The 13,099-nt window shown below is 31.9% G+C and carries 15 protein-coding genes and 1 pseudogene; 3 read left to right on the top strand and 13 right to left on the bottom strand.

Annotated elements, in window-relative coordinates; genetic code table 11:
- Positions 1-16: 16 nt before the first annotated feature.
- Complete coding sequence (locus ACX9TM_RS12240) at positions 17-961, bottom strand: hypothetical protein (protein ID WP_000415694.1); 945 nt, start codon at positions 959-961, stop codon at positions 17-19.
- 33 nt (positions 962-994) lie between these two features.
- Positions 995-1,555: a helix-turn-helix domain-containing protein gene (locus ACX9TM_RS12235; RefSeq protein WP_000581031.1), complete on the bottom strand. Its 561-nt coding sequence runs from the start codon at positions 1,553-1,555 to the stop codon at positions 995-997.
- A gap of 170 nt (positions 1,556-1,725) precedes the next feature.
- On the opposite strand from ACX9TM_RS12235, the gene ACX9TM_RS12230 reads away from it, so the two are divergent.
- Positions 1,726-2,613 carry a DMT family transporter gene (locus tag ACX9TM_RS12230; RefSeq protein ID WP_000841810.1) on the top strand — a complete coding sequence of 296 codons (888 nt, stop codon included), beginning with the start codon at positions 1,726-1,728 and terminating at the stop codon, positions 2,611-2,613.
- 22 nt (positions 2,614-2,635) lie between these two features.
- Here the strand turns inward: ACX9TM_RS12230 and ACX9TM_RS12225 are convergent, their stop codons facing one another.
- The 3 genes and pseudogenes from ACX9TM_RS12225 to ACX9TM_RS12215 form a co-directional block, all read right to left on the bottom strand.
- Entirely contained in the window at positions 2,636-3,148 is a 513-nt protein-coding gene (locus ACX9TM_RS12225; protein ID WP_000512619.1) for a GNAT family N-acetyltransferase, read from the bottom strand.
- Between the two features lie 160 nt (positions 3,149-3,308).
- Positions 3,309-4,253 (bottom strand): GNAT family N-acetyltransferase, encoded by a 945-nt coding sequence (locus tag ACX9TM_RS12220; RefSeq protein ID WP_065382127.1) that lies wholly within the window; start codon positions 4,251-4,253, stop codon positions 3,309-3,311.
- A gap of 37 nt (positions 4,254-4,290) precedes the next feature.
- Positions 4,291-4,479: pseudogene (locus ACX9TM_RS12215) on the bottom strand (GNAT family N-acetyltransferase); the annotation flags it as partial.
- Positions 4,480-4,553: 74 nt separating this feature from the next.
- Between ACX9TM_RS12215 and ACX9TM_RS12210 the strand changes: the two are divergent.
- The gene (locus tag ACX9TM_RS12210; RefSeq protein ID WP_001060657.1) at positions 4,554-4,736 is read left to right on the top strand and encodes a DUF4021 domain-containing protein; all 183 of its coding nucleotides are present in this window, start codon (positions 4,554-4,556) and stop codon (positions 4,734-4,736) included.
- Between the two features lie 47 nt (positions 4,737-4,783).
- Here the strand turns inward: ACX9TM_RS12210 and ACX9TM_RS12205 are convergent, their stop codons facing one another.
- On the bottom strand, positions 4,784-7,015 hold the full coding sequence (locus tag ACX9TM_RS12205; protein ID WP_065382126.1) for an MMPL family transporter: 2,232 nt from the start codon (positions 7,013-7,015) through the stop codon (positions 4,784-4,786).
- 121 nt (positions 7,016-7,136) lie between these two features.
- Between ACX9TM_RS12205 and ACX9TM_RS12200 the strand changes: the two genes are divergently transcribed.
- A complete protein-coding gene (locus tag ACX9TM_RS12200) occupies positions 7,137-7,760 on the top strand; it encodes a TetR/AcrR family transcriptional regulator (RefSeq protein ID WP_000436013.1) in 624 nt (207 codons plus the stop codon).
- Positions 7,761-7,857: 97 nt separating this feature from the next.
- Here ACX9TM_RS12200 and ACX9TM_RS12195 read toward each other — a convergent pair whose 3' ends face one another.
- The 7 genes from ACX9TM_RS12195 to ACX9TM_RS12165 all read right to left on the bottom strand — a co-directional run bounded on the left by ACX9TM_RS12195 (position 7,858) and on the right by ACX9TM_RS12165 (position 12,916).
- The gene (locus ACX9TM_RS12195) at positions 7,858-8,511 is read right to left on the bottom strand and encodes an MBL fold metallo-hydrolase (protein ID WP_000401480.1); all 654 of its coding nucleotides are present in this window, start codon (positions 8,509-8,511) and stop codon (positions 7,858-7,860) included.
- 117 nt (positions 8,512-8,628) lie between these two features.
- The gene (locus ACX9TM_RS12190; RefSeq protein WP_000431735.1) at positions 8,629-9,036 is read right to left on the bottom strand and encodes a GNAT family N-acetyltransferase; all 408 of its coding nucleotides are present in this window, start codon (positions 9,034-9,036) and stop codon (positions 8,629-8,631) included.
- A 584-nt stretch (positions 9,037-9,620) separates the two neighbouring features.
- Positions 9,621-10,541 (bottom strand): alpha/beta fold hydrolase, encoded by a 921-nt coding sequence (locus tag ACX9TM_RS12185; protein ID WP_065382125.1) that lies wholly within the window; start codon positions 10,539-10,541, stop codon positions 9,621-9,623.
- A gap of 81 nt (positions 10,542-10,622) precedes the next feature.
- Positions 10,623-11,093: a DMT family transporter gene (locus tag ACX9TM_RS12180; protein ID WP_000579028.1), complete on the bottom strand. Its 471-nt coding sequence runs from the start codon at positions 11,091-11,093 to the stop codon at positions 10,623-10,625.
- 16 nt (positions 11,094-11,109) lie between these two features.
- Positions 11,110-11,805: a Crp/Fnr family transcriptional regulator gene (locus ACX9TM_RS12175; RefSeq protein ID WP_000431609.1), complete on the bottom strand. Its 696-nt coding sequence runs from the start codon at positions 11,803-11,805 to the stop codon at positions 11,110-11,112.
- 19 nt (positions 11,806-11,824) lie between these two features.
- Complete coding sequence (locus tag ACX9TM_RS12170) at positions 11,825-12,250, bottom strand: DMT family transporter (protein WP_000676261.1); 426 nt, start codon at positions 12,248-12,250, stop codon at positions 11,825-11,827.
- A 180-nt stretch (positions 12,251-12,430) separates the two neighbouring features.
- Complete coding sequence (locus tag ACX9TM_RS12165) at positions 12,431-12,916, bottom strand: DUF2798 domain-containing protein (protein WP_001143427.1); 486 nt, start codon at positions 12,914-12,916, stop codon at positions 12,431-12,433.
- Between the last annotated feature and the right edge of the window lie 183 nt (positions 12,917-13,099).

Genomic DNA, 13,099 nt, shown 5'->3' with positions numbered 1-13,099 from the left:
AGATCATTAACGTTCATTAAGAATGAATAACATAACGGAATTTTTCTAATGTGATATCTTTATAATTTGGAGCTCTCTGTATATGATTAAAATAACTATATGAGAATTTAAATACATGACCAAAATCCCAATCGAATTCACTATAGTCTTTTATCCAAAATATATTTTCAGTTGGTAAAATATTTGCACGTTTAGATTGAATTAAAGGTAATCGATCTATAGGTGAGTGTAAAGTTATTTCCGTATTCAGCTTGAGCTTTTGGCTAGCTCTTAGTACGTATACTAGTTTTAACAGCGGACGTATCCCTCGTTGAAATATATCTATATGTCCTAAATCGTACATTATATTAATTGCGTGGGAGTATGTAAGCAAATGCCCAATTAAATCATGATGTGATTCCGCTCGATAAATACTATTAAATTTCGATAACTCATTTAAAATGAACTGAGATACTTGTGTTGGATTACTCAATTCACTTTGTATCTCCTCTTCAAAACTTAATTGTTTTACTTCTTTCGTCGTATAACCAATCCACGATCTACCTGGAATTGTTTTTCGAAATGATAAAATAAGAGTAGTAATCCCTTCAATTGCTTGATTATCACCCCATTTTTGTAGCTCTTTCATAGCTAATAAACTTAATGACGCATAAATGACGTTATGCCCCACCCAATGAAGCTCATCAATCGTTTGTTCTAAAGATTTTATAATCATATTTTCCGCAATTTTAAAATCTATTTCTTTTTTATCATCAATCATCTCACCAATTTTTTTCTTGTTCAGCATCATCCTTGTTTGCGAATACATATTACGAGCTGTTTCTTCATCAATATTATTATCTTTCATAAAAAAATAACTAGCAATTGCAGCTGCTCCAAAATGTGCATGCCAAATATCATTTGTTTCTTTTTTACATTGAGAAATAATTGAAAGACCGCCTTTCAAAATACTTTTTTCCATTTTCTTTCTCCCCTATTAAAAATCACTATATTTTCATCCTAAAGATGGTGTCAGTACAAATAAAATGTGATTCGATTCATCACTTTTATTCAAAAATCGATGCTTCACATTCGGTGGAATACGTACAACATCGCCTTCTTCTAAAAAATATTCTTTTCCCTCCAATTCCACATACACTTCCCCTTTCATAATAACAGCAATCTCTTCCTTATCTTCATGGGAATAATGGCTTTCTGTTGTGTTTGCTCGTTTATTTAAATCCATCATTAACATTTCAATACGTGCTTTCATAAAATCAGGTGTTAATACATCATATACAATGTGATCATTGTTTTCCCGATATACTTTTTTTCGATCTTTTTTCTTAGAAATGAGCGAATCTGTATCGATATCGTTAATAAAAAGTGTAAACAGCGGTACATTTAATGCTTTTGCAATTAACTCCAAAACATTTAAAGAAGGATTAGCATGTCCTCTTTCAATTTGGCTAATTAGTGATGTACTAATTCCTGCATAATCAGCGAATTCACGAATTGTCATATTATTTTTCTTACGATAACTTAATACTGTTTGTCCAAGCCTATCATGTATCATAGTAAAACTTCCTTTCATCCATCATAATGCATATTTCATTGTCTTTGTGCTGACATACTAAACAAAGGCAAATAATCCTTTCCTATTATCTCCGGGACTTATATACTTACCTTTGTACATTATATCGTATTAAGTTTATTATAATAAACACTCTATAGGAGGGACAAACTTTGAAATCACCTATTCTTTCATATTTCATCTTATTTTTTGGTGTATTCGCCTTATCAACTTCAGCTATTTTTGTAAAATTGGCAGATGCTCCTGCGACAATCATTGCTTTTTACCGATTATTCTTTGCCACACTGATCCTGTTACCGTTATTACTATTTAATAAAAATAGTCGAAATGAGCTAAAAACTTTAACGAAAAAACAATGGACATTCGGATTCATATCTGGGCTATTTTTAGCTGCACATTATGTACTATGGTTTGAATCATTACAATATACTTCTGTAGCAAGCTCTACAGTTATCGTAACGTTACAACCTTTGTTCTCAATGATTGGTGGTTATTTTTTATTTAAGGAAAGATTTACGAAAGGAGCGGTTATTGGTTGCCTCATCGCTATTTCAGGTAGTATCATCATTGGCTGGCAAGATTTCCAAATTAGTGGAGAAGCTTTATATGGAGATATTTTAGCATTTATTGCTGCCGGTATCATTACTGCTTATTTTTTCATTAGCCAACACGTTCGTAAAGATTTGTCACTTATACCCTATTCAGTAATTAGTTATGGAAGTAGTGCTGGCTTTCTTGGCATATTTGCTTTCACGCAACAAGAATCTTTCATCCATTACTCTACACAAACTTGGTTGTGCTTTATTGGATTAGCTTTCATTGCTACAATTTTAGGACAAACCATTTTTAATTGGTTATTAAAATGGATGAGTGCTACTGTAATTTCAATGAGTATTTTAGGTGAAACAATTGGCACTTGTATACTAGCGTACTTTATATTACATGAGACCATTTCTTTACAACAAGGACTAGGAATTACCGTTATTTTTATTGGTTTAGTATTATTTTTATTGCAGCCAAGTTCTAATAAAAAAGCATGACAGTATACTGTCATGCTTTTAACTATTCATTATGTACAATTAAACCATTCGGTCTAAAACGACTCATCATAATTTCATTAATAAACTTTCCATGAGCTTTCAAATTCCCTATCTTTACTCCCTCTTCTACAAATCCAAATTTTTCATATAAAGCTTTTGCTTTTGGATTCGTTTCTAACACACCTAGTTCTACTCTCTCTAACATTAACCAATTATCAGCCAAATCAAGCATCTTCGTAAGAAGTGCTCTCCCAATTCCTTTATTATGATATTCACTGTCTACCCCAATGAATAAATCGCCTGAATGAGATCTTCGGCCCGGACTTTGTGTTAAACCTACAAACCCAACAACTTCTCCATCATATTCTGCAACAAATTCAAATTGATTTGGTGCTAAATTTCGAATTCTATTTTCCATAGCCTCTACACGCATGCTAGGTAAGAAAACCATATACGGTAAAACATCATCCTGTATACATATACGATGAATTGCTCTAGCATCTTGTATTTCTACTGCTCTAACGTTGATTCCCATCTTTCTCTCCTCCATATAAATAACAATATATTTGTGTGTATTCTAGAAACGTTCACGAATGACCTTCTCGCCCGGATTTCTTTATGTCATTTTTACATAATTATTTCGATATAATACTTAATTTCCAAAAAGATTATAAAGATATATGATATGGATTTGGTTAACTTTTCACCTTGTTATATAAATCAAGCAAATTTTCAATCAAAATACCATTTAGTTTCATGCCGACTATATCACAATTTTCTATTTCAATATTTTTCAGATTACTATTACTTATAGTGCTACATTCCAAATCACATTTATCGAATACAATAGGTTCCTTCTCATCTCCGAGACTTGTATTTTTAAATTGCACTCCACCTAAAGTCACCAAATTAAATTTACTGCCAGAAAGATTTAAATCTGCATATGATGACCTTCTAAAATTTATATTTCTAAACTTGGATTGACTTACATTACAATTACTCATATTCATATTCATTATATTGCTACCAACAAATGAACTGTTTTTTAAATTCACTTGATAATACTCTGTATTTGCTAAATTACAGTTTTCGTATTGACTATTTTTCATATCTTTATTTGTAACTACACTGGCTTTGTTTGAGCTTGTTTTTATTCTTTTCACGTAACAATACTCATCTTCCGATTCAAAAATCATTTGGTAACCCATCTTTTTATAAAAGTGATGATTGTTAATTTGTCTACTAGGTGTTTCGAGATCCCAAATCTTTATGTTCGGATATTCCTTTTCTATTAATTTCATAACATGTGATCCAATTCCTTTTCCTTGATAAACAGGATCTACAAAAATACGATCAATTCGACCGTACGACTTACCAGAAATCGTAACTATTATCCCTCCGATTATTTCTTTATCCATTACAACTTTGAAAGAATCCAATTCTTCAATGGAATATTCCATCATTTCAACTGAAGAATATCCTGGCGGTTGAATGTTATAATCAATGACATCATCTTGGCCGTATAGCCATTGTTTTGCTTCTGCATCAAATGTTCTTTTCATTATTTCTGTTAATTTCTCAGCATCTAAAATTGTAGCTTTTTCTATAGATATTTTCGTCATTTTCGTTTTCCCCTTCATTATTACAAACCAACCATTTTTGTGAATGGCATAATTATCAATTCACTTTTGTTTTTAATGCTTTTCCCATTATTACATATGGAACATCATTTTTACTTGAATGAAATGGTTCTAATACATTTACCCAATCTAATCTTTCATATAACGAACGTGCTTTTTCATTGTTTATTTGTGTTGTTAAAACACTCGTTCTATTTGGAATCCCTTCTAGTAATTCATTATGTAAGAATCAATTCACATATTTCTGGAAATCCATCCACATACTATAGATAAATCAAATGAAATTTGGAGGATACATACATGAATAACAAAAATATGAATAAAAAAGAAAATGTTACTGAAAACACTACATCTATTCAAAATAATAATACTGCAAATCTTACTATCGAAGAACAAGCAATGAACGGCTTATACGGAATGCCCGAAACAACAATTGAAGATGCTGATCACGCTGCAGCTGATGATTTAACTTCAAAAAATTAATTAACTACATTGAAAAAAGCCAAGGAAAATATCCTTGGCTTTTTTAACTATGCATCCACCTTTTGTATTTCTTCACTCTTTCTTGAAAGTTTACCTGGCCAAAAAGCAAATCGGCCTAACACAACTGTAATTGCGGGTACAAGTAACGGTCTTACGATAAATGTATCTAGTAATACGCCAATTGCAGTTACAATACCAAATTGAACTAATACTTGAATTGGAAGTGTACCTAACACTGCAAAAGTTCCTGCTAAAATTAAACCTGCCGATGTAATAACACTACCTGTTTGTATTACACCATTTTTTACTGCATCCAAGTGATTTTGTGTCTTTCTGTTTTTCCATATTTCTGAAACCATAAAGATATTATAATCTTCACCTAAAGCAACTAAAAATACGAATGCGTACAACGGTATCGCACCTTGAATGGCCGGCGCTCCCATACCGTAATGAAGTAATATCCATCCTGCTCCTAACGCTGAGAAGAATGATAAGACAACAGTTACAATTAAATAAACCATTGCAACAACCGATTGTAAATAGACAAGTAATAGTAAAGCGATAATGCTAATCATTACTGGAATAATTACTGATTCATCACGTTCAGTAATTTGCTTTGTATCATATAATGAAGCTGTTTCTCCACCAATCCACAATTGCTCTTCAGCATTACTAATCCCAGCATCTTTTAATACTTTTTCTACACTGCTTTTCAATTTAGGAATTTGATCTAACGCTTCAATTGAGTATGGATTTTCCGCTAAAGAAACTTCATACATTTGTATTTGCTTATTTTCTTTTCCCTCTTTTGGCTCTTTTACTGTATTTACGAAAGAAAATTTCTCTAGTTCTTGTTTAATAGGAAGCTCTTTTCCTTTCGTATCAACAACAACTTTTATTGGTGCTAGTTCACCAGCTGAGAAATGATCACTAATTAACGTAAACCCTTCACGAGAAGGCATATCCTTTGGAAACGACTCTAATAAGTCATATGTGTATTGAATACGTGGTACGAATGAAGCCAATCCGCCTAATACAAATACAGTTAGCATAATTATTGTCCATGGTCTTCGTACTACAATATCTCCAAGTTTTTTACTAAAGGAGCCTTTTGATTTTTTAACTTTTACAGCCCTCTTTTTCTTTCTTGCAAACTCCTCATTCATTGAATTTGTTCTCGGTATAAACGGGAAAAATGCAATTCTACCGAAAATTAATAATAGTGCTGGTAAAATCGTTAAAGCCGCGATTCCCATTATAAATACAGCAACACTAAATGGTACTGCAAATCGATGAAAGGCACCATAATGAGCAAGTAGTAATGTTCCTAATCCAAGTACAACAGTTAACGCACTCATTATTATTGCACCGCCAGATGCTTTAATCGCAAGTTGCAATGCTTTATATTTACTTTCTTCTTCTAACAAGTACTCTCTATATCTCGAAATTAAAAATAGACAATAGTCCGTTCCAGCGCCAAACAATAATACTGTCATAATTGATATCGCTTGGGCATCTACTTTAATCCATCCGTGATCAGCTAAAAAACCGAGTGTAGGACTAATAATACCGTATGCAAAGCCAACAACAAGTATAGGTAAAATCGCTAAAATTGGTGAACGATACAGTAAAATTAACAAAACTAACACTAGTAGTACAGTAGCCACTAACAATTTCACATCTGCTTGACTAAATAAACTAACTGCATCCGTTTGAATACCTACAGGTCCTGATAATCGAACATGTAAACCAGATTCACTTATTTTTTGTTTAAATGGATCTTCATCCACCTTACTATTCACTATTTTTCTAAACTCTTCAAGATTTCCTTTTAATATATCCGTACCAGCAGATTTATTAAAAAATACCGGTGTAACAAATGATGTACCATCTTTTGACGCACTTTTTGATAATACTTGCTCTGGAATTGTATCAAATGGTGGTAACGTTGATTGTTCTTTTAAAGGACTAGATTTTAACTCTTTATAGACATCTTGTATGAGTTTATAATCCTGTGACTGTAATCCACCATCTCTATACCATACTACTAATAAAGGATTCCCTGCATTATTCGGAAACTCTTTTTTCATAAGTGCTTCCGCTTGCTGCGACATAGCTGTTTCGGGTAAATTTTTCGGGTTCGGTTCTTTCGTACTATTTACTTGTGGTAACGTAAATGAAAGTAATAATGTAATAAGAATCCATACCGATAAAGTGATCCATTGCGTATTTCTCCCTGCTACAAGCCTCCCTAACATATGTAACGGGTGCTTTTTCATAAAAACCCACCTTCCTTTTTTCCTCCATTATTAATTATATATACTGGTCGGTTAATTAATCAAGAATGATTGAAAATTATGTTATAATTATCTCAATCATAAATGTCAGGAGCGAATGTATTTGGAACAAAAACAACGTCCTCTCGGAAGGCCGCGTCAAAATAAAAATACAAAATCTACAAAAGAAAACATTTTAGAAGTAGCAACCCGCTTATTTCTTACACAAAATTATCAAGTCGTTTCTATGGATGAGGTCGCAAAAGTTTGTGGTGTTACGAAAGCAACTGTCTACTATTACTATTCAACAAAAGCCGATTTATTTACCGCTACTATGATCGAAATGATGGTACGTATACGTGAGAATATGTCTCAAATACTCTCTACAAACAAAACTTTAGAAGAAAGATTATTAGACTTCGCTAAAGTTTACTTACACGCAACGATGGATATTGATATGAAAAATTTTATGAAAGATGCAAAACTGTCGTTATCTGAAGAACAATTGAAACAATTAAAAAATGCTGAAGATAATATGTATGAAGTACTAGAAAAAGCACTCGATAATGCTATGCACATCGGAGAAATTCCGAAAGGAAACGCTAAATTTGCGGCTCATGCTTTCGTATCTTTATTATCTATTGGGAATTTTAAAGATGAAAATCACAATCCTATTCTTGCAAATATAGATGAATTAGCACAAGAAATCGTTTCTTTTTATTGGAACGGATTAGGTCATTCATATTAAACAGATTTCCTTTAATAAAAAAGCATGTTTGAATTTTTTTCAAACATGTTTTTTTATAATTTAGCATCCATTATCTAAAAATTATTATCTTCGACTTTTATAAATTTTGAAGTTGAATCTTTATATTCCCCTTACTTAATCCCCCATGGTAACAAACTACAGATTCAATATCTAGATTTAAATACTTCTTCAAAGACTGCTGTGCTTCCTTAATATTTATAGTTGTTGGGGCGTGAATTCCTCCTAACATCCCATTCACACTATACATAGAGTCTCCTGCAACAAGAATTTTACTTTGTTTCAAATATAAACTAATATGACCCGGGGTATGCCCTGGAGTATGAAGAATTAGTATTCCACCGCAATACGGAAGTTCTTGCCCGTCAATCATAGTATCACTCACTTTTCCTTTTGGTCGGTTCTCTACATTTCCTTCCTTCAATAAAGGTAAATCCCCCTCGATATATGGCTTATCTAGTTCGTGCGCATAAACTTTAATATTACTTCGACAGCGCTGCAACAACTCCGGAAGACTACCTATATGATCAATATCCTGATGCGTCAAAATCACGACTTTTAACTTATCAAATGATACCCCAACCTTTTCCATCTCTACTTGTATATCTTCAATTTGTCCTGGGAAACCCGTATCTATTAATACTGCCATTTCATCATCCCATAAAAGAATTGGATGAATAACAAATTCTTGAAATTCAAGTTGTAACATTTCTATCCCTTTAGCAATCTCCATACAGCCATTCTCCTTTATGTTGAAGTTTGAAAATATGTACGAGTAAACTGAAAATATAAAGTGAAACTTTAATCCGTGGGGCTTTTACTACTCGGCAAATAGCGGGATAAAGCACCTCTATCTTATAATATGTTTTGTCATCCCAATAGAGAATGCTTCAAACCCTATAGATTCATAGTAAGATTGCAATTTTTCTACACACATAAGTTGTGGAATAACCTTGTTTTGTTCACAGTGTTGGATTAATCGTTTCACTATTTCTTTTCCGATGCCACTAGACTGATATTTTGGCAATACACCAACTCCACAAATAATGCCTGTTATGACTCCATCTGATATGACACGCCCCATCCCTACTAACCTCTTATCATCAAAAACATAAATTGCATACCAACTTTGCTTACACATTCGTTCTAACTCGTTAACCGTTAATTTAAGAGAATTCCATCCTAAAGATTCGTATAAGGATAATAATCCATTAAAATCTGTAGGATGTTCACTTGTGTAGCGTATACTATTTTCCATGTAAATACTCCCTATTCTCTGGCTTGTTTATATTTCATAAAATTCCCTTTACACAAATCTGATCGATGTAAAAATAACTAGAACAAACTTCAATAAGAAAGATAGAATTCCTTCTCAATATAAAATAAAAAGAAGTTACCTCACTTAAGATAACTTCTTTTATATAAGACTCTCATTATATTATTAACCAAAAAATATACAACTGCATACGATTAGCACAAACAAAACTAATAAACCATTTGAGAAATAACCCATTGAATACTACCCCTTTATTAAATTATGTAAAAGATTTTATCATAAAATGATTTACAACTTAATAACTGAAAAAGACATTGTATTCATTAGTTATATATGTTTAGTAATATTTTATTTTCGGTTATATTCTCGTTCCCTGAAAGTGCTTATCATACTCTTCTACTTCAGTTCATATAAGTTCAAAATATTAAATAATAAGTAAAAAAGACCTCCACCTTACGAGATCTTTTTTACTTATTTTCCAAATACACTAATTGATTCTTCCTCAATTACAAGTAAACAATTAGCATATTACATGATTTAATATCCCAATAGCCAATTCAACTCTATTAATTCGGTTCGACCTTAATATCCCCCTTTTGTTCCAAAAACTCAATAATCGTTTCACAGACTTTATCCATCTCCTCGATATCTGGGAAATGTCCACTATTTTCAAATATAACAAGTTTACCATTTTTCAATTGTCTCGTTATTCTATAACTCATTCCTACACCCGTGTTATAGTCATGCGCTCCAACTATGACACACGTATCAATTTCTAAACCTTTAATACGCTCAATAAGCGGTAAAGATGCTTTTGTTCCAAAAATAACTTTGCTCATCTTCCCTGTATTACTTAACTGACTTTCCTCCCAAAGACTCCGATTTAGCTTTGCAAATTCTTCATTTTTAAACAATAGTCGATCTACATTTTCTGTATCAACTATACTCCAAACTTGATTATATTTTTCTTTTAGCGCAATTTTCGACTTACTTATTTTCAATATTTGTTCTTTCATTTCCCCTTTCGTTACTTGTAGAAAACCTTCTATCTGCACAGTATACATATCATTAAAATCATCTAACGATGGTGCTTGTAATACCATTCGTTCAACATTTTTCGAATATTTCAAAGCATACTCTAAACAAAGTTGTCCACCAAAAGAGTAGCCTAACAAATTTATCTTCTCTACATGTAATTGCTTTCTTAATTCCTCTAAATCTTCGACTAGAGTATTGATTGAGTACTCACCGTCATCTTGTGGTGCCTCACTTCGTCCGCAACCTCTTTGTTCGTAATAAACTACAGTCATATTTCCTTCTAACTTCAAACCAAGCGTTCTTTCGAATACATAATGATTACCACCTGGACCACCATGTACTATAATAAGAGGGACTGTATTATGAGCTGTCCCTGCAACTTTACACCAATGCATAATCCCATTGATTTTCAAATAGTGTATACCATCTTGCAACATTAACTGATTCATTTATCTTCTCTCCTCATCGCTCACTTATTACTATCTAAATATATAAGTTCTGACCATTTACACTTTTTCCCTTTATATTCTTTAGACACTATCCTCATTTATAAGAATAGCTTTCTTATTCAAAAATAGATTTTTAAAAATTCCTACTCCCACAATTAATAAGCCTATACCAACTAACTTATTTACTTGTAATGGAACACTCTCCATTCCAAATAATCCGAATGTATCAATGCATAACGCAACGACCAATTGAGTAATAAGACTAATTAGCACCGTATATGCTGGACCTAAACTCTTTATTGCACCCATTATACAAATAATTAACCCGATGCCAAACAGTCCACTTACATAAAACAAATAATTTGCAGTATACACTTTAATGCTAATACTGTTTTCTGTAATGATATAAAATAGAATAGAACTAATGAGACCTATTCCAAGGACACATGTAGTTGTTAACCACTGTCCTACATTTTCATTTACTTTTGCATTAAAAACAGATTGTACGCTAATTAATATTCCTGCTAATATAGCTAAACTAAATCCAATCAAAATCTTCCTCTCCCTTTCATTGCTCATATATATTATCTTTAGCGACTTCCTTCATTCTAGAAAAATCTTTAATTACAATAACTCCATTACTCTTTTCAATTAGTTTTTCATTATAAAATCTTTGTAATACCCGAATTACGTGCCTATAACTTACCCCTATAAAATCTGCAATACTCGTTACTGAAGTTGCATCCAAATCCCCTTTATACATATTCCCGTTACTATCTGTTGAAATTGAAAGCAAATAACTAGCTACACGTACTTCTACAGGATAAAGTAAATTAAGAGCAGTAAAACGAGTCGATATTTTTAACGTGTTGGCAATGTTTTCAAGCAAGAACTTCATAAATATAGGATCATGTAATAACTTGTTTCTAATAACCGTATTAGAAATAGAGATTGCTACAACATCTGAACAAGCCTCAACGACATTATGTGCTTTGCTATTTTGAATTAGTTCAATATCACCAACAATGGCCAATGGATTGATAAAGCGAAGAATTAATTTCTTCCCTTCAGGTGTAATCGTATAAACTTTTACTTTCCCTTTAACAACAAAATATAAACGATCCATTTCGTCATCTATATTGCAAATAAGCTCGCCTTTTTCAAAGTGATTTAATTGAAAATATGCTGTATCTATTTCTGAAAAAACCTCGAGCGTTTTATTGATTTTCAAATAATGCGTAATTAAACTTGATCTATTCTCCATATTCATTTCCTCCTTTCATTTACATATTAAATACAACAATACCTATAATCATTACTATTGTTCCCACAATATGATATCTCTCCATCTGTATCTTTTTTATATGAAACAGTCCTTTCATTTCAATAACTGTTGCCGTTAACAATTGAGCAACCATTAGTGTGCCAGCTGTCAATGTAACTCCTAGTGAATATATCGCCATAGTTTCTGCGCAAATAATGAATCCACCAAATGCACCCGCTGCTAAATATACTTTTTTCACACTCTTTAAATCTGTTACTTTCTCTTCTTTCTTTAACAAAAATACAGTTGTTGCAATAATGAATCCAATTAAATGGGTTATAATACTCGTCGACCATATACCGATATGTGAACTAAGTTTCGCATTAAAGGTTCCTTGAAGTGTTATAAATATCCCCGCAAAAACAGCAAATAGAATACCTTTCAAAAAATCATCTCCTCATCCTTTATTTCTGACTTAATTAAAAGCTATAATCCTATATAAACAAAAGGACAAATGTCACATCAGTATGAAAATAACTGCGAATGACCATAAAAAAACACACCTCAAAATAATTGAGATGTATTTTTATCTTTTTATTATTATATATAATTTTAATAATTATAATTACGCTACATTAATAGGTTTATTCTTCAAAACAAACTTTCCAAATAAGAAACGCACAAGCGGCCCCATAATAATTAATTGTAATGGATACGCCATAATGAAGTTTTTAATAAAAATCGAGAAATACATTGAAACAAAAGATTCACCATGTAATCCATTATGAAAATACATCATTGCCATTCCATAAAACGACATGAAGAAAACCATTCCAATAACCATAGCTGTCGCCATCGCAATAATAATATTTACTTTTTTCGATTTATCAAATGGCAACATGAATACAATTTTTTTCGCACTAGGTCCAACGATACATATTTCAATTAATAGCGCAATAATAAATCCAATTAGTAGTTCTAATGCGATCTCCTTAATATGAATTGGCCCTCCTGATCCATTCGTTAGTAAATTGTAAAACGTCATTACGATAACCATCCCAAGGCACATCATCATACCAAATTGGAGGTTTTCCTTTCTTGTTGTTGGCAAAATTCATCATCCTTTCTCTTTGAGTCTTTGTCATTATATCGATATTGGAAACCTCTTCGTAAGTGAACATTTTGTGAACAAATTTAAAACGTTTTCATATATTTTCTTTACTTTCAACTCAAATTCTCACTTTTACTTATAAAGGTTTTATATATTTCAATGTTGAATTACTACATTTAAACA

Source organism: Bacillus sp. LH1, from assembly GCF_057924895.1.
The sequence above is the reverse complement of the archived record's forward strand: the minus strand, read 5'-3'. Positions and strand labels throughout refer to the sequence as shown.

What these genes read in the sequence shown, in the direction of transcription:
- ACX9TM_RS12240 (WP_000415694.1), bottom strand. Translation starts at nt 961, where the DNA reads ATGGAAAAAAGTATTTTGAAAGGCGGTCTTTCAATTATTTCTCAATGT.
- ACX9TM_RS12235 (WP_000581031.1), bottom strand. Translation starts at nt 1,555, where the DNA reads ATGATACATGATAGGCTTGGACAAACAGTATTAAGTTATCGTAAGAAA.
- ACX9TM_RS12225 (WP_000512619.1), bottom strand. Translation starts at nt 3,148, where the DNA reads ATGGGAATCAACGTTAGAGCAGTAGAAATACAAGATGCTAGAGCAATT.
- ACX9TM_RS12220 (WP_065382127.1), bottom strand. Translation starts at nt 4,253, where the DNA reads ATGAAGGGGAAAACGAAAATGACGAAAATATCTATAGAAAAAGCTACA.
- ACX9TM_RS12210 (WP_001060657.1), top strand. Translation starts at nt 4,554, where the DNA reads ATGAATAACAAAAATATGAATAAAAAAGAAAATGTTACTGAAAACACT.
- ACX9TM_RS12205 (WP_065382126.1), bottom strand. Translation starts at nt 7,015, where the DNA reads ATGAAAAAGCACCCGTTACATATGTTAGGGAGGCTTGTAGCAGGGAGA.
- ACX9TM_RS12195 (WP_000401480.1), bottom strand. Translation starts at nt 8,511, where the DNA reads ATGGAGATTGCTAAAGGGATAGAAATGTTACAACTTGAATTTCAAGAA.
- ACX9TM_RS12190 (WP_000431735.1), bottom strand. Translation starts at nt 9,036, where the DNA reads ATGGAAAATAGTATACGCTACACAAGTGAACATCCTACAGATTTTAAT.
- ACX9TM_RS12185 (WP_065382125.1), bottom strand. Translation starts at nt 10,541, where the DNA reads ATGAATCAGTTAATGTTGCAAGATGGTATACACTATTTGAAAATCAAT.
- ACX9TM_RS12175 (WP_000431609.1), bottom strand. Translation starts at nt 11,805, where the DNA reads ATGGAGAATAGATCAAGTTTAATTACGCATTATTTGAAAATCAATAAA.